Source organism: Actinomadura sp. HBU206391 (assembly GCF_014323665.1).
In the GTDB taxonomy this organism is placed as follows: Bacteria; Actinomycetota; Actinomycetes; order Streptosporangiales; family Streptosporangiaceae; genus Actinomadura_C.
Window position 1 is genome coordinate 1 of the sequence record NZ_JABVEB010000124.1, and the last position, 16,145, is coordinate 16,145.

12 protein-coding genes and 1 pseudogene are annotated in these 16,145 nt (G+C 72.7%); 7 read left to right on the forward strand and 6 right to left on the reverse strand.

Annotated features, from left to right (window positions below; translation table 11 throughout):
* A pseudogene (locus HKK72_RS26260) lies at positions 1 to 580 on the forward strand (MerR family transcriptional regulator); the annotation flags it as partial.
* Here HKK72_RS26260 and HKK72_RS26265 read toward each other — a convergent pair.
* On the reverse strand, positions 528 to 1,460 hold the full coding sequence (locus HKK72_RS26265) for a LysR substrate-binding domain-containing protein (protein ID WP_187237103.1): 933 nt from the start codon (positions 1,458 to 1,460) through the stop codon (positions 528 to 530). The pseudogene HKK72_RS26260 and the gene HKK72_RS26265 overlap by 53 nt on opposite strands.
* Before the next feature lie 99 nt (positions 1,461 to 1,559).
* Between HKK72_RS26265 and HKK72_RS26270 the strand changes: the two genes are divergently transcribed.
* Together HKK72_RS26270 and HKK72_RS26275 are read left to right on the forward strand one after the other, a co-directional pair.
* Positions 1,560 to 2,867, forward strand: coding sequence for an aminotransferase class I/II-fold pyridoxal phosphate-dependent enzyme (locus tag HKK72_RS26270; RefSeq protein WP_187237104.1), 1,308 nt, complete (start codon positions 1,560 to 1,562; stop codon positions 2,865 to 2,867).
* Between the two features lie 135 nt (positions 2,868 to 3,002).
* A complete protein-coding gene (locus tag HKK72_RS26275) occupies positions 3,003 to 3,779 on the forward strand; it encodes a dioxygenase (RefSeq protein ID WP_187237105.1) in 777 nt (258 codons plus the stop codon).
* Positions 3,780 to 3,832: 53 nt separating this feature from the next.
* Here HKK72_RS26275 and HKK72_RS26280 read toward each other — a convergent pair whose 3' ends face one another.
* Entirely contained in the window at positions 3,833 to 5,227 is a 1,395-nt protein-coding gene (locus HKK72_RS26280) for an MFS transporter (protein ID WP_222721147.1), read from the reverse strand.
* A gap of 85 nt (positions 5,228 to 5,312) precedes the next feature.
* On the opposite strand from HKK72_RS26280, the gene HKK72_RS26285 reads away from it, so the two are divergent.
* On the forward strand, positions 5,313 to 5,846 hold the full coding sequence (locus HKK72_RS26285) for a winged helix-turn-helix transcriptional regulator (RefSeq protein WP_187237106.1): 534 nt from the start codon (positions 5,313 to 5,315) through the stop codon (positions 5,844 to 5,846).
* Between the two features lie 17 nt (positions 5,847 to 5,863).
* On the opposite strand, the gene HKK72_RS26290 is transcribed toward HKK72_RS26285, so the two are convergent.
* Entirely contained in the window at positions 5,864 to 6,802 is a 939-nt protein-coding gene (locus HKK72_RS26290; RefSeq protein WP_187237107.1) for a DoxX family protein, read from the reverse strand.
* Between the two features lie 78 nt (positions 6,803 to 6,880).
* Positions 6,881 to 8,320, reverse strand: a complete 1,440-nt coding sequence (locus HKK72_RS26295) for a helix-turn-helix domain-containing protein (RefSeq protein ID WP_187237108.1) — start codon at positions 8,318 to 8,320, stop codon at positions 6,881 to 6,883.
* Between the two features lie 164 nt (positions 8,321 to 8,484).
* Here HKK72_RS26295 and HKK72_RS26300 point away from each other — a divergent pair, with 164 nt between their 5' ends.
* Positions 8,485 to 9,774 carry a TerD domain-containing protein gene (locus tag HKK72_RS26300; protein ID WP_261987215.1) on the forward strand — a complete coding sequence of 430 codons (1,290 nt, stop codon included), beginning with the start codon at positions 8,485 to 8,487 and terminating at the stop codon, positions 9,772 to 9,774.
* A 43-nt stretch (positions 9,775 to 9,817) separates the two neighbouring features.
* Here the strand turns inward: HKK72_RS26300 and HKK72_RS26305 are convergent, their stop codons facing one another.
* Positions 9,818 to 11,104: a family 16 glycosylhydrolase gene (locus HKK72_RS26305; protein ID WP_187237110.1), complete on the reverse strand. Its 1,287-nt coding sequence runs from the start codon at positions 11,102 to 11,104 to the stop codon at positions 9,818 to 9,820.
* 153 nt (positions 11,105 to 11,257) lie between these two features.
* Positions 11,258 to 14,083 (reverse strand): DEAD/DEAH box helicase, encoded by a 2,826-nt coding sequence (locus HKK72_RS26310; protein WP_187237111.1) that lies wholly within the window; start codon positions 14,081 to 14,083, stop codon positions 11,258 to 11,260.
* A 94-nt stretch (positions 14,084 to 14,177) separates the two neighbouring features.
* Here HKK72_RS26310 and HKK72_RS26315 point away from each other — a divergent pair, with 94 nt between their 5' ends.
* Both HKK72_RS26315 and HKK72_RS26320 read left to right on the forward strand, forming a co-directional pair.
* Positions 14,178 to 15,383, forward strand: a complete 1,206-nt coding sequence (locus tag HKK72_RS26315; protein WP_187237112.1) for a cysteine desulfurase-like protein — start codon at positions 14,178 to 14,180, stop codon at positions 15,381 to 15,383.
* Positions 15,384 to 15,485: 102 nt separating this feature from the next.
* Positions 15,486 to 15,986 carry a hypothetical protein gene (locus tag HKK72_RS26320; protein WP_187237113.1) on the forward strand — a complete coding sequence of 167 codons (501 nt, stop codon included), beginning with the start codon at positions 15,486 to 15,488 and terminating at the stop codon, positions 15,984 to 15,986.
* Positions 15,987 to 16,145 lie beyond the last annotated feature (159 nt).

Genomic DNA, 16,145 nt, shown 5'->3' on the forward strand with positions numbered 1-16,145 from the left:
GCGCCTGATGAACAGGCTGGCCAGGCTGTCCGCCCAGGAGCGGCAGCAGATCATCGATGAGTTCGTCGACGGCGTGGTCGAGGGGATGGACCCGGACTCGCCGGCGATGGGCATCGCCACCAGCATGCGGCGGCTGCCCGCCGAGCTGCCCGACGACCCCGCTCCCGAACAGGTGGACGCGTGGATCGAGCTGGCCGAGCTCGTCGGCGACGAGGGGTTCCGACGGCGGGTCAGGCAGATGGCGGTGGCCGGGAACGGAGCCGATGAGCTCGAGTTCGGCCCCGACTACCACTCGGTCGTGGAGCACGCGGGGCCCGCGCTGGCGGCCGGGATCGCCCCCGGCTCGGCCGAGGGGCAGGCCGTCCTGCGCCGCGTCGTTCCCGCGGACACGCCCGCCGAGCACCGCGCCCGGATGCTGGAGCAACTGGAGACGTTCACCGACGCCCGGGTGGAACGGTACTGGCAGCTGTTGGGGATCATCAACGGCCTTGCCCCGCACCCGCCGGCGGTGCCGGCCTTCGAATGGCTCATCGCGGCACTTTCAGCCGATCTTCATCCACGGGGCGCCGGCGGTGCCTGAGGGCTCGTAGCACCGCCCGGACCGCGGGTCGGTCCCGGCTGCCGGCCCGCAGGAGCGCGACCACGTCGCGTCCAACGCCGTCGGCCGCCACCTCCAGGGTGGTGACGTTGGGCCACCGGCCCACGTCGCTCGAGGCCGGGATGAGGGCGACGCAGCGGTCCGCCCCGACGAGGGCCGCGACGACGGCGTAGTCATCGCTGCGGTGCACGATGTCGGGGGTGAAGCCGGCCTGCCGGCCCAGCGAGGGCACCAGCTGCCCGAAGTAGGTGCCGCGCTCGCCCGCGATCCAGCGTTCGCCCGCGAGCCCACCGATCCGTACCGGTCCGGGCTCGCGTGCCAGCGGGTGATCGGCCGGCACCGCGAGCCGTACGGGATCGCGGAACAGCGTCTCCTGACGCAGGCCGCCGGAGACGCGCAACGGCGTGGTGTCGTACGACGGTACGACCGCGAGGTCGATCTCGCCGGACGACACCGCGACCAGCGCGTCCTCGGTGGTGAGGCTGCGGCCCTCGACCCGCAGCAGCGGGTGTTCCTCGCGCAGCAGGACGAGGACGCGCGGCAGTACGTGGATCGCCATGGTCTGCACCAGGCCGACGCGGATCGTGCCCGAGAGCGTCCCGTGGAGCCGCTCCATGGCGGCGCCGGCCTCCTCGATCTCGCGCAGCACCCGCTCGGCCCGGATCGCCAGCTCGACCCCGGCCTCGGTGAGCCGCAGCGTACGCCCGACCCGCTCGGTCAGCGGGGTGCCGGCGGCCCGCTGCAGCGTCGCGAGCTGGTGGCTGGCCGCCGACCGGCTGAGGAACAGCGCCTCGGCGGCCGCCGTGAGAGTGCCGCGCAGCCGCAGTTCGTGCAGCAGCCGCAGAGCCGGTACGGAGAGCATTGGTGAACGATATCGAACGGTTCATGGCAGAAAGTTGAGCTTGTCCGGTTCTGTCGGCCCTGGTCTGCTGGAAGTCCACGCACGATCAACGGAGGCGACGTGACCGGCACAGCCGAGACCACTTCCAGCCGACCCAGCGCACCCGGCGGACCGGGTGACCCGGGCGGACCTCGCACCGATGGGCTGCCGTATCCGCCCGGAGCGATCCTCGCCGACACCCAGGCCCATCTCGACAAGCTGGCCGAGGCCTGGCGGCACATCCGGCGCAGGCACGAGGCCGGTCTGCCGCTGCACAACGCCAGTGGCCTGGAGCGGGGCCTGCCGTTGCCGGCCGACGTCGACCCATGGCTCCTGGACGACGAATGGGCCGGCGCCCTGTGCGCCGAGAGGGTGCGCGAACTCGGGCTCGGTCACCTCGGGGGCACGCCGGACCGGCATGACGTCTTCATCACCAACCGCCTCACGGCCGCGCTGTACGCGGCCTTCCAGGTCACCGTGCGTCCCGGATCCACCGTGGTCGCCGTGTCGCCGAGCTACAGTCACCCCGCCGTGGTCCGCGGAGTCCGCGACGCGGGCGGCGTGCTGGTCGACACGGTGGGCGCCGCCGCCTTCGAGCGGGCACTGGACGACCACGACGATGTGCCGGTGGTCGTGCTGACCCGGCTGGCGGTGACCTACGAGGCCCTGCCCGAGAAGGAACTGCACCGCGTCGTCGAGCTGGCGCACGCACGCGGCGCCGTCGTGGTCGTCGACGACGCCGGCGGCGCCCGGGTCGGTCCCGCGATGCTCGGCCAGCCGCGCACGCTCGAACTCGGCGCCGACCTCGGGGCGACGGGCATGGACAAGTACGGGCTGGCGGGTCCCCGCGTCGGGCTGCTGGGCGGACGGATCGATCTCGTCGCCAAGGCGCGTGCACGGGCCTTCGAGCTCGGCACCGAGTGCCGGCCGATGCTCTATCCGGCCGTGGTCCGCAGCCTGGAGGGCTACCGGCCGGAACTGGTGCGCGAACTCGTCGCGTCCACCCGCGAGGTGGGGGAGGCCCTGCGCGAGCGGCTCGGCGACTGGGTGGAGCACACTCCCTTCATCACCCGGCTGCCCGGCGAGGGCATCCGCGACGAACTCGCCCGCAGAGCCGGAGCACCGTCGCTGGAACTGGCCGCGATCGAGGCGACCGCCGCACTGTCGATGATCCTGCTGCGCGACCACGGGCTGCTCACCGTGCACTTCGCGGGCATGCCGCCCGGGACGGCGGCGCTGCTCATCAAGTTCCTGCCGGCCCGCGTCATCGACGCCATCGGCGGCCCGCAGGCGTTCGCCGCCGCCGTCGACGGGGCGCTGGACGAGGCCGCGGCCATCGTCACCGATCCGGCCGCCACGCGCCGCCTCCTGCACGGCGCCGAGGCCTGATCCGCGGTACGGGCGGATGAGGAGCCCTTCGGCTGCCGCGTCCGCCCGTACGGCGCCGGAGAGGTGATTCTTGAACTCTCAAACACTTTCACTTACAGTCGAGAGTGTGAAGTTGAAGGTTCAAGGAACTGCCCCATGACGCGCGCGCCGGTGCTCTACCTGAGCCACGGTGCGCCGCCGCTGGCCGACGACACGCTGTGGACCCGCCAGCTTGCCGAATGGGCCGGTGAACTGGCGCGGCCGACCGCCATCCTCGTGGTGTCCGCGCACTGGGAGGAGGCACCGCTGACGCTCGGCGCCACCCGCACGGTGCCGCTCGTCTACGACTTCTGGGGCTTCCCGGAGCACTACTACCAGGTCACCTACCCGGCGCCGGGTGCACCGGAGCTGGCCGGCAAGGTGCGCGACCTGCTGCGGACCCCGCAGACGCCGGTCCGCGACGATCCCGAGCGGGGTCTCGACCACGGCGCGTACGTGCCGCTCGTCGAGATGTTCCCCGACGCCGGCATTCCGGTGCTGCAGATGTCCATGCCGACCCTCGACCCGCGGTCGCTGTACGAGGTCGGCCGCAGGCTCGCCCCGCTGCGCGACGAGGGCGTGCTGATCATGGGGAGCGGTTTCTTCACCCACAATCTGAGCGGCATGAACCCCGCGCTGGCCTTCGACCAGGCGCCCGGCTGGTCGAAGGAGTTCGACGCCTGGGGCCGCGAGGCCTTGGCCGCCCAGGACATCGACGCACTGCTCGACTTCCGGCACAAGGCGCCGAGCGGCCGCATCGCCCATCCGCGCACCGAGCACTTCGCGCCGCTGTTCGTCACCCTCGGCGCGGGCGAGGCCGACCAGGGCGCCCAGCGGACGGTCATCGACGGCTTCTGGTACGGCCTGGCCAAGCGGTCGATCCAGCTCGGCTGACCGCATCCGGCCCGACGGCCGCCGTCCGGCCGGGGATCTCGCCGCGCTCGTGGTCAGCCGGCGCCCGCCGCCCGCCCGGACAGCAGGGCCGCGCCCGCCCCGAGTGCGGCGCCGGCGGCGGCGACCCCGAGCGCGATGTCGGTGCCGTGCACCAGCCCGGCCGCTCCCGTGATCGCCACGACGATCGCGACGCCGAGCGACGACCCGATGTAGCGGGCGGTGTTGTTGGCTCCCGACCCCATGCTCACGCGGTCGGCCGGCACGCTCTCGACGGCGAGGCGGGCGAGCGCGGCGTTGACCAGGCCGCTGCCCAGCCCGGCGATCAACAGTCCGGCGGCCGTCTGCGGCCAGGGCCTCGGCGTCGCGAGGCCGAGGAGCGCCACGCTGCCCACGGCGGCGAGTACGAGGCCCGCCGCGAGCTGGTGGTGGCCGCGCATGCGCAGCCGCCTGGCCTGGAGCGCGGAGAGGAATGACGCGCCGGACCAGATGCTGAACACCGTGGCACTCGTCAGCGGGCTCTGCTTCAGCGTGTGCTGCATGACCGTCGGCAGGTAACTCATCGGGCCGATGATGGAGAGTCCGGTGACGAGGGCTCCTCCCGTCGAGGTGAGGAACAGCGGTCGCCTGAACAGGGCGAGGTCGAGCATCGGCTGTGCGGTTCGCGACTCCACCAACGCGAAGGCGGCGATCAGCACGGCCGCCGCCGCGAACAGCAGCGTGACGTGCGGGCGCGCCCATCCGGCGCGGCCCTCCGTGACGGCGCCGAGCAGGGCGGCGAGCCCGAGGCCGAGCGTCGCCACCCCGCCGATGTCGAGCCGCCGCGCATGCGGGGCGCGCGACTCCGGCAGCCGGAGCGCGGCGACCAGGCCGACGGCCACGGCTCCACCCGCGAAGATCCAGTAGCCGGCCCGCCAGCTGCCGGCCTCCGCTACGAGACCGGTGACCAGGGGCCCGAGCGCGATGCCCAGCCCGACCATGGCTCCCCAGAGGCCCGTGGCGCGGACCCGTCCCGCACCGGCAGGGAACGCGTGCCCGACCAGGCCGAGGCTGGCCGCCAGCAGGGCGGCGCTCGCGGCGCCCTGCACCACCCGTGCCGCGACGAAGACGAGCGTGCCGGTGGCGAGCGCGCCCGCCATACTCGCGACCGCCAGTACGGCGGCGCCGATGACGAACACGCGCTTGCGCCCGTAGTCGTCGGCCAGGCTGCCCGCCACCAGCAGCAGTCCGGCCAGCCCGAGGGCGATGCCGTTGAGGATCCACGTCTGCCCGGTCGCACCCGTGCCCAGACCGGCCGAGATCTCCGGGAGCGTGGTCAGGGGTGCGGTGTAGTTCATCAGCACCAGCAAGGTCGCCGCGCACGCGACGACCAGGATCGTGGTGCCGCCCCGGCCCGGGTCCTCGGCGACCTCGTCGCCCGTGCCTACCGTGCCGACCGCGGTCCGCGCCACAACCCCTCCTTGGTTCGTTCACTGAACTTGAGGCAGCCTAGCAGAGTAGGTTCGTTCAATGAATCGAGTGCGCTAGGCTGAAGACGTGGCACTGGGGAAGGACTACGAAGGCCAGGACTGTTCGCTGGCGCGGGCGCTGGAACTCGTCGGCGAGCGGTGGACGCTCCTGGTCGTGCGCGACGCGTTCTTCGGCGTGCGCAGGTACAGCGACTTCCTCGCCCACCTCGACATCCCCCGCGCGGTGCTCGCCGAACGCCTGCAGGCGCTCACGGCCGCCGGTGTCCTGGACAAGCGGCGCTACCAGCACACCCCGCCGCGCGACGAGTACGTTCTGACGGACATCGGCCGCGAGCTCTGGCCGGCCCTCCGCGCGCTGTCCGACTGGGGGGCGCGGCACCTGTCGGACGCCGGGCCGAGCCGCCTTTACTCCCATGTCGCCTGCGGCACGGCCCTCGGCGGCTCCACCCACTGCCCGTCCTGCGGCGGCCCGGTGCCCGCGGAGGACACGGAGATGCGGCCCGGGCCGGGCGCCGGCCTGCCGGCCCGCGACGACGCGGTGAGCCGTGCGCTGCAGAAGCCGCACCGGCTGCTCCAGCCGCTCTTCGCCGACCCCTCCTGAACCGAGGACCTGTCCGGTCAGCCGGAGGTGCGCGGCTCCGTCGGCTCGTCGCCGGCCTGCCCGGCCTCGTCGGCGGGTTTTTTGGCACTCCGGCGCTTGCGCCGACCCGCCACGAGGACGTCCTTGGAGGTGTCCTCGACGATGCTGGAGACCAGCCGGGGCTGCTCGGCCGTGTCCTCGGTCGCCGTGTCGTCGTTGGACGTGTCCTTGGCGCCCGCGTTCTTGGTACCCGTGTCCTTGGTATCCGTGTCCTTGGCGGTCGTGCCCGCCGGCCTCCCGGCGGCCGGCCGGGCCGGCCCCGGCGCATCCGCGGCGAGGCCGGCCGATCCCCCCGGCGCCGTGTCCGAGCTCTTGTCGGAGGACTTGGTGGAGGCCTTGCCGGACCTGCGCAGGCCGAGGAACTTACGGGAGGTGCGGCCGGACGCGGCCTTCGGTCCCGGCTCGGGTGCGGACTCCCGTACAGACTGCGACGCGGGCCGCGGAGGGGGCTCGGAAGCGGGGGACGGGGCGCGAGGCGGCGCCGGATGCGGTTCCGTCCGGCGCGGGAACAGCCGGCGGTCGACGGTGAAGCGGCCTGCGCCGCCCGCAGCGAACAGCAGGCTCGCCACGCCGAGTACGAGGACCAGCTCGAACCCGTTCTCGGCGGTCCCCTCGTTCACCAGGAAGACGCCGTTCTCGGCGTGCACGAACGCGAACGCGCCGGCCATGTCGGCGAACAGCAGCAGCCCGGCCACCGGGAGGGCGAGCCCGAGGATCAGCGCGACCCCGCCGAGCAGTTCCACGAACGTCGCGTAGATGGCCGCGGCCGTCGGAGCCGGCACGCGCAGCCTCTCGAAGTCCCTGCTGGTCGCGGTGATCCCGACCTGGATCTTCTGCCATCCGTGCGCCAGGATGACGACGCCGACCCCGATGCGGGCGAGTAGCGCGACGTAGTCGTACAGCGGCCGAGTGCGCATGGCCGTATCCCTTCTGCGGGGGGCGGTCCGGGCGGCGGTCCGGATGCCGGACCACGATGAGCGTACGGTGGACCGGCGTCAACCGGTCCCTTGCCTTGGCGGGGACGCGGCCACGGCCGCCCCGTCACCCGGGCGGGCGGCTTCGCGCAGGGTCAGCGCCCGCCGGACCTTCCGATCGTCCCTGCCATGGCGGGCCGTGAGCCAGCGGGACATGTTGTCGGCGTCACCGCCCTCCAGCAACCGGCGGCGGAGCCGTTCGTGCAGGCGTTCGCGGAGAACGGCCACGCCCGGCGCGGACGAGGACGGCAGCAGCGGACCGGGATAGCGGTCGAGGACCTCGCCGAGACCGGTCGCCTCGCCCGTCGCCAGGTCGGTGTCGAGCCGCAGGAAGTCCGCGTCGCACTCACCGGTGAGCCGGTACGGCTCCGCCGCCAGGCGATGACCGAGGAGGGAGCGGACCCTGGTGAGCTCGGCACGCAGGGTCACCGCCTTGCCGTCCCGCCCGTACACCTCGTGCCGGAGGTCGTCGGCGCTGATCCCGCCCGGGTTGGCGAGCAGGACCGCGAGGATCTCGCTGTGCCGCCGGCTGAGATCGTGGGTCGTCCCGGTGACGTGCAGCCGGGCCCGATCGCGGCCGAGCGCCTCGAACCGCAGAATCTGGTCGGAGCCGGTGTCCTGCTCGATGAGGAGGAACGGGCCGCCGGGGGAGAGCCGTTCCGCCATGACGGACCGCCCCGACGGCAGCACGAGCCGGCCTTCGGCCAGAGCGCCGTGCCATGCGGTGAGCCACCCCGTCGGCTCGGCGTGCAGCACATGGCCTTCGGCCGTCACCAGCGCGCTGCGCGTGCCCGACAGGCGCGAGAGCCGCTCCGCGTAGCGATCGCGCAACTTGGCCTGCCGTCGCAGCGAGATCATCCGCAACTCGGCCTCCGCCAGCCGGGCGGCCGTGACGAGCAGGGACAGCGCCATCGGCGCCGAACTCTTCGCGTCGGAGGTCAGGTCGATGAGGCCGAGCGGCTCGCCGTTGGCCGGATCGCGGATGGGAACGGCCGTGCACGTGAAACCGGTCGCCGCGGACAGGTAGTGCTCGAAGCCGGACACCTGGAGCGGGCGCTGGAGCGTGAGCGCGGTGCCGATGCCGTTGGTGCCGGCGGCCTCCTCGCTCCATAGGGCGCCGGGCATGAGGTGGGACCGTTCGGCCGCACTCAGCGTCGGGCGCAGGCCTTCGGTCCAGAGCAGGTGCCCCTCGGCGTCACCGAGACACAGCAGGTTGCCGGGCTCGGACGCCGCCCAGCGCAGGGTGTCGGCCAGCAGCGGCCACACCTGTGCCAGCACGTGCTGCCGGCGGATTTCATCGATCTTGTCCTCGGAGTACAGGATCGGTGGCAGATCGTGATCGGGTCGCAGGCCCTGATGCCGGGAACGCAGCCATGAGTCCACGATCGCCTTGCGCACGCCTAGCGCCTCGCCCCCGGCGAGTGCGATCTCGCGTCCACGCGCCACCGACACGGCGTCCACAGACCTCTCCGTGATCTCTTGCGATCAGGCTAAGGCGTCATATATGGGCCTGCAACACGATCGCGGATACCGTCGTTGGCCGATGAGTGCGCGACACCGACCATGCTTGGTTATGGTTTGCGACATATCTCTTTGTCGCCGTCCAGGGTGAGGGAACCATGTCGATGCAGAAGGGCACTAACGTGCCCGTCCCGGTGGCCAAGGTCAGAGTGGAGCTGGGCTGGCAGCAGGCTCCGGGAACGCCGGACGCGGACGCGTCTGCGTTGCTGCTCACCGCCACCGGCAAGGTCCGGTCCGATGACGACTTCGTCTTCTACAACCAGCCGTCACACCGCAGCGGCGCCGTGCGGCACGAGGGCAAGCGCCAGGATGGCGGCGGCATGCGCGACACGCTCGCCGTCGACCTGTCGTCGGTGGAGCAGCAGGTCCAGACCGTGGTGGTGGCCGCCTCGGCCGACGGCGGGACGTTCGGTCAGTTGCGCGGGCTGTACGTACGCGTGCTCGACGCCGCGAACGGAGCCGAGGTGGCGCGGTTCGAGAGCACGGACGCGACGTCCGAGACCGCCTTCGTGCTCGGTGAGCTCTACCGGCGCAACGACGCCTGGAAGTTCCGGGCGGTGGGGCAGGGCTACTCGTCCGGCCTGGCCGGGCTCGCGACCGACTACGGCATCAGCGTGGACGAGCCCGCCGCTCCGGCGCCCGCACCCGCTCCCGCCCCGCGCACCATGCCCGCCCCGCCGCCGCCTCCGCCCGCTCCGGCCCCGCCGCGGCCCCCGGCCCCGCCTGCACCCCCTGCACCCCCGGCGCAGCCGGTGCGGCTGTCGAAGCTCACGTTGACCAAGGCGGCGCCGTCGGTGTCGCTCACCAAGCGTGGGGCGACCTCGGGCGCCATGCGGGTCAACCTCAACTGGGCGGCCCGGGGAGGCGCGGCGAAGGCGGGACGGTTCGGCAAGCTCCGCCGCGGCGTCGACCTCGACCTCGACCTCTGCTGCCTGTGGGAGCTGACCGACGGCAGCAAGGGCATCATCCACGCGCTCGGCGACTTCGGGTCGCTGCACCAGCCGCCGTACATCCAGCTCGACCGCGACGACCGCAGCGGGGCCGTGGAGACCGGCGAGAACCTCACGATCAACCTCGACCACACCGCCAAGTTCCGGCGGATCCTGGTCTTCGCGGAGATCTACGAGGGGGCCAACGACTTCATCGGGCTCGACGCCACGGCGACGCTCTTTCCGCAGGGCTCGCCGCCCATCGAGATGCGCCTGGACGACTGCACCGTGCCCGCGCGCGACGCGACCCTGTTCCTGCTCGAGAACGTGGGCGGCGAGCTCGTGGCGCACCGGGAGGCGAAGTACATCCTGCCGCCGCCGGGCCGGCCGCGCTGGGGCAAACTGTCCGTCGACCAGCAGTACGGGTGGAACCTCGAATGGGTCGCCGCCAAGGGCAAGGACTGATCCACTCGTCGGGCCGACCTCCTCGTCGCGCTGACGCCGCCGGTCAGCCGGCGGGGAGGTTCCATCTCTGGTTGGCACCGCCGAAGCAGTCCCAGATCTGCAGGGGCGTGCCGTTGGCGGAGCCGGCGCCCGTCGCGTCGAGGCACTTGCCGAGGGATCGGACGGTGCCGTCACCCGGCCGGGTCCATTGCTGGGCGGCGCTGCCGTTGCAGTCATACAGCTGGACCTTGGTGCCGTTGGCGGGATTGGCTGCGGCGACGTCCATGCACTTGCCGAGAGCCCGCAGGGTCGTGCCCGACACGGTCCATCGCTGGGCGGTGGTGCCGTTGCAGTCATGCAGCTGGATCTGCGTCCCATTGGCCGGATCGGCGCCGGCCACGTCGACGCACTTGCCCCCGAGACCGGTGATCGCACCGCCTGGGGCCGTACCGTCACCGCTGGTGACGTGCACGTAGTCGACGACGAGTTGTTGCGGGAAGGTGGTGCTGCCGTCCGGGTCGCCCGGCCAGTACCCGCCGACGGCGAGGTTCACGATGATGTAGAACGGGTGGTCGAAGACCCATTGCCGACCGGCGGTGTCCGCGGGGGTCCGGGTCTGGTACACGTTGCCGTCGACCGACCAGGTGATCGAGTTCGGCGCCCAGTCGATCGCGAACGTGTGGAAGCCGTCGGCGAACGCCTGCCCGCCCGGCAGCGTGTAACCGGCGCCGATGCCGCCCGATCCGGAGTAGCCCGGCCCGTGCAGGGTGCCGTGCACGGTGCGCGGCTCGAAGCCGACGTTCTCCATGATGTCGATCTCGCCGCTGGCCGGCCAGCCCACGCTGCCGATGTTGTTGCCGAGCATCCAGAACGCGGGCCACATGCCCTGCCCACGGGGCAGTTTCATCCGGGCCTCGAAGTGCCCGTAGGCCTGCGTGAACCGGCCCGCGGTGGACAGCCTCGCCGAGGTGTACTGGCAGTAGCCGTACCAGCACGTGTTGCCGCCTGGATTCTCCCGCTTCGCCGTGATGACCAGATTGCCCTGGCCGTCCAACGCGGCGTTGCCGGTTCCCGAGGTGTACCACTGCCGCTCGTGGTTGTTGACGTTGTCGCCGGTCTCGTGCTGCCACCTGCCGCCGTCGACCCCACTGCCCGCGGGCCCGTTGAAGTCGTCGGTGAACGTGGCCGCGGCGACGGCCGCCGCGGGACGGGCGCCTGGGCCGGTGTTGACAGAGGGCGTCGCGGGGGAGGCGACCCCCGTCGTCACGGCGACCGTCCAGCCCAGGGTCATGAGGACGGTGGCGAGGATCGCGGGGGTGCGGGACCGGTGCTTCCGTAGTCGTACGGACATCGTGTTCGCCTCTCGTGCGGGGGGCCACGGTGGCCCGCGCGGGGCGCGGACCGCGGAACGCGAGGACGTGATGCGGGAAACTATTAAGAAGGTTTCCGGTATTTGCCGCGCAGCTTAACCACGAGTGTCGCCATCGGTCAAGACTTCCGTGAGCTAGTCCCAGGCGACCCGCAGGACCGTGGTGGCGGCGAAGGGGTCCGCGCCGCGGTGTGTCGCCATCACGCCCGCGCCCTCGGCGCTGCCCGCGTACACCGCCGAACCGCCCGAGACCCACCGGTTCCACGCCGCGACGAAGGCGGTGGTCCGCTGCCGGTTCTGCCCGAACACCGAGGGGACGGCGTGATACACGACGCCGTCCGCCCGGGCCTTCCCGCGCAGCCACGCGCGCGCCCTTCTGCGACGCGCCCTGGCGCCGTCGTCGAGCCGTACGACATAGCGGGGGACCAGGTAGCGCGGCGAGGTGACCGGAGCCAGCACCTCGTCGAGGGCGAGGGCGAACCGCTCGGAGGTGGCCGTGTCGACGTCGGCCAGGGAGAAGCGGTAACCACCGCCCGGTTCGGTGCGCACCTCCACGCCCTCCGCGCCGCGACGTGACAGCCCGCAGGCGACGAGGGCGTCCGCCACCGCGTAGGCGAACCTCGTGACCGACGGCTCGGGTGCGACGGTCTCGAGAATCCGCGCGGCACGGCCCTGCGGGAGGCGTACGGTGACGCCCCAGCCGACTCCGATCATCCCGAGGATCGCGATCACCGCGGCGATCAGTTCCGGCAGGGCGGACGGCCGTACCCCGGCCCCCACCAGGCCCAGTCCGGTGATCCCGCAGAGCAGCAGGACGCCGGCACTGGCGACCCACCACGTCTCCACCGGATCGGCCGGGCCGCCCGACCACCAGCTCGGCGTCGGCGTCGCGCAGTTCTCCGCCGGCAGGACCGGCGGCGGCACCGGCCGCACGTCGGCGGCCGGTACCGGTGCCCGCTCCGCACGGACGGGCCGGATCCGCAGCGTGTGCACGAGCTCGTCGCGGAACGGCGTGCCGAGCCGCCATGCCGCCCGGGTCGCCTCGCGATCGTCGGCGCGGGTCAGCATCGCGGCGTTGATCGCGTCGAGGGTCTCGACGGCGGGCGGTGCGTACGGGGAGAACGCCGCGTCGACGTGCGCCACCCCGGACATGATCTCGCCGTCGGGGGTGGCGACGAGATAGCCGTCGTGCTTGCGCACGAAGCGGTTCCAGTCGGCCGCGCCCTTCGGATGCCGGTCCGAGACGCACACCACCGTCCAGGTGTTGGCCGCCTTGTCCGGCCACGTGGGGTCGAGCCGCACCGCGCGCCCGCGGGTCTGCACGACGGACGTGGGCGTGGTCGAGGTGGTGAGGTCGATCAGCGCGTTCACGCCGCGCGCGTCCCAGCCCTCGCCGAGGAGCGCTCGGGTGCCGACCAGCACCTGGCACCGGCCCTCCTCGAAGTACGCGGTCACCGCCGCCACCCAGGTGCGCGACGTCCACGGCCCGGTGATCCGCACGATTCCCCGGCCCGCCGGTTCGAGTACGAGACCGGGGTGCGAGCACGCCACGGCCTCGATGAGGCCGCGCGCGGTCTCCTCGGCCGCCGCGACGGTACGGCCGGTGACGAGCACCGGGTTCAGCGGGCCGGTGCGCGGATCGGCGACGAGGTTCTCGAGCATGAGCCAGGCCGACCCGGCCTCGGCGTCGAGCACGTCGCGCAGCCGCGCGGGCAGGGTGGCGCCGGCGCGTTCGTGATCGCACAGCACCAGGCAGCGCAGCCGCCCGCCGAGCGAGGCGGCCTCGGTCGAGACGATCTCGACGGCTCCGTGCGTCTTCGCGGCGCTGCGGGCGAGCACCCGGTCCACCGGGGAGCGCGCGGAGCGGATACCGCGGCGGGTGAGCTGGTAGCCGACGGCCGGCAGCGCCCGCTTGACGGCGGCGACCGCCTCGGCGTCCCGCGCGTCCTCGCTCGGGAGCAGGCAGTGCTTGACGTAGTCGTTCAGCAGCGCGACCCAGTCCTCTGCGGACGGGGCGTGCCGGTGCTCCTCGCGCAACCGCGCGCCGTCCGGCAGGTCGAGCAGGCCGGCGTGATGGAACCGCAGGGCCGCGGCCGCGATGAGCGGCTCGCCCTTGGCGACGGTGTCCCAGGCGACCGGCTCGCCCGATGAGGTGCTCCGCGTGACCAGGCGGAGGTCCAGCCAGGTCAGGAACCCGGTCGTGGCGAAGTCGGGCCTGAGCAGATCGGTCGTGAGCTCGGCGAAGCGCTCGGCCTCACCCGCGATGTAAGAGGCCTCCACCGACGTGGGGGTGGTGAGCCAGGCGAGCTCGGTGAACGGCGCGAGATAGCCCTGCCGGACCAGCGCCGGGATCGAGGCGCCCAGGATGGGCACGCCGAACAGCGTGTCGACCAGCCTGGCCTCCTCAGGGGTCAGCGACTCGGGCGGCGTCGCGGTCAGGCCGATGACGAGCGCGTCCGGAAGCTGCTTCAGCACCTCGGCCAGGAGCCGTCCCCACACGTCGAGCAGATGGTGGCACTCGTCGAGCACCAGCGTGACGGGCCCGGCGGCGCGCAGCGCGGCGATGAGCTCGTGGCCGTTGTCGTGCAGGCGCCGCAGCAGCCCCTTCTGGTGGCCCTCCTCGTCGGTCTCGGCGTCGGCGTCGAACACGGCGAGGGACTGGTAGGTCAGGACGCTCACGTCCGTGCCCAGCTCACGGGAGGTTCCCGCCGCGCCGCCGAAGCGCGCCCAGTGGTCGGCCCACTGGTTCTGGATCGCGGTGTTCGGCACGAACACCACGGTCTTGCGGCCGAGCCGGCGCGCCGCTTCGAGCCCCACGAGCGTCTTGCCCGATCCCGGCGGCAGCACGACCCAGGCTCGGCTGCGGCCCTCAGCCCATCCGGCGTCGAGCCTCCGCAGCGCCTTCTCCTGGTACGGCCGCAGCTCGCCCGGCCAGCGGGCAGCGTCGATGGGGGACGACATGCGTAGATCCTCCCGCACGCTGATCAGCGGCGTGGCGAGACGAGCACACCTGCCGGGTCGCGGCGCCCGAAATGACCTCGCTAGCGTTTGTCCGGTGACCTATGACGTTGGCACGGTGCGTGCCCTATATCCCGCCCTGACCGATGGTTACGCCTATCTCGACGGCGCGGCCGGCACCCAGGTGCCCCATGCCGTCATCGACGCGATGGCCGACGCCTACCGCCACGGCATCGGCAATGTCGGTGGCGCCTTCCCGGCCAGCCGGCGTTCGGAAGGCATCGTCGCGGAGTGCCGGCGCGCGATCGCCGACCTGGTCGGCGGGGATCCGTCCGGTGTGATCCTGGGCCCGAACATGACGACCCTGACCTACCGCCTGGCCTTCACGCTGGCCGCGGGCTGGGCGCCGGGCGACGAGGTGGTGCTGTCCCGGCTCGACCACGACGCGAACGTACGGCCGTGGGTTCAGGCGGCCGCTCGCGCAGGAGCCACGGTGCGGTGGGCCGAGGTCGACACCGCGACCGGTGAGCTGCCGGCGGCCCAGTACGACGACCTGATCGGAGACCGTACCCGGCTCGTGGCCGTCACCGCGGCGAGCAACGTGATCGGCACCCGCCCCGACGTCGCAGCGATCACGGCGAGGGCGCACACCGCCGGCGCGCTCACCTACGTCGACGGAGTGCACGCGACGCCGCACACGCCGGTCGACGTGAGCTCGCTCGGCGCCGACTTCTACGCCACGAGCGCCTACAAGTGGTCCGGCCCGCACGTCGGCGCCGTCGTGGCCGACCCGGTCCTGCTCGACGGGCTGCGGCCGGACAAGCTCGCGTCGTCGTCCGACGAGGTGCCGGAGCGCTTCGAGGCCGGCACGGCGGCGTTCGCCGATCTGGTCGGCGTGACCGTCGCCGTCGAGCACCTGGCCTCGCTCGACCCCGGCGCGTCGGGCACGCGGCGGCAACGGGTACTCGCCTCGATGGCCGCCGTCGAGGCGCATGAGCTCGGGCTGTTCGGCCGGCTGCACGGCGGGCTGGAGCGGATGGAGCACGTGACCACCTACGGCCGCGCCGCGCGCCGGACCGCCACCGGTTACTTCACCGTGGCGGGCAGGACGCCCGCCGAGGTCGCGGGCCACCTCGCGGAGCGCGGAGTGAACGTGTGGAACGGGCACAACTACGCCTGGGAGCTGACCCGGGTGCTCGGCATCCGGGAGTCGGGCAGCGCGGTGCGGGCCGGGCTGGTCCACTACAACGACGGCTCCGACGTCGACCGGCTGCTCGAGGGTGTCGCCGAGCTGGCGACATGACGCGGGCGCGGCTCTGAGTGAGCGCCGTCCGGTGCCGATCGGCGACTCGGCGCCCCCGTGCGCGGGGTCGTCAGCGGCCGGATCGCTCACCATACTGGGATCATGACGATGTCCCGTGGACGCCCGGTCCTCGTGGTGATCGCGGCCGCCGTGCTCGCGAGCGGCTGCGCCGAGACGCCGAAGCGCACCATCACCGCGCAGAAGGCACTGGAGCGGGTCGACGGCTATCTGCAGAGCACTCTTAGCGCCGTTCGGGGCGGGCTCCGGTTCTCCGGCCGGAAGGCCGCGGCCGACAGCGAGAGCGGCTGTACCAAGGGGATGAGCGGCTCGGGGTTCACCGGCCAGGTGAAGGCCGAGATCGGGTACACGGCGTCCTCCGTGCCGGCCGACGCCGCAGCGCGGTTCCTCGACGCGCTCGGGTCCTACTGGAAGAACCGCTCCCATGACGTGACGCGCACCGGCGATCACGTCGGCGCCTATACCGATCCGGACCGTTACTTCCTCGCGGCCAACTACTACCCCGAGCGGCAGGAGATCCATCTCAGCGGGGCGTCGAAGTGCGTCTGGCGCGACGGCACTCCGCGCCCGGGTGACGATCCCTGAGCCGCGGGCGGCCACCCCTGAGCCGCGGCGTCCGGTGGGCCGTGCCCGGTGGTCTCGGTGGACCCGCCGCTCACCCGGCCGGTCGCGCGGCCCCGCTCGCGGGCCGCGGCGTGGGGCACTTTCCCGACGGAGTAGGCCGCATGCACGACGGCTGCCGCT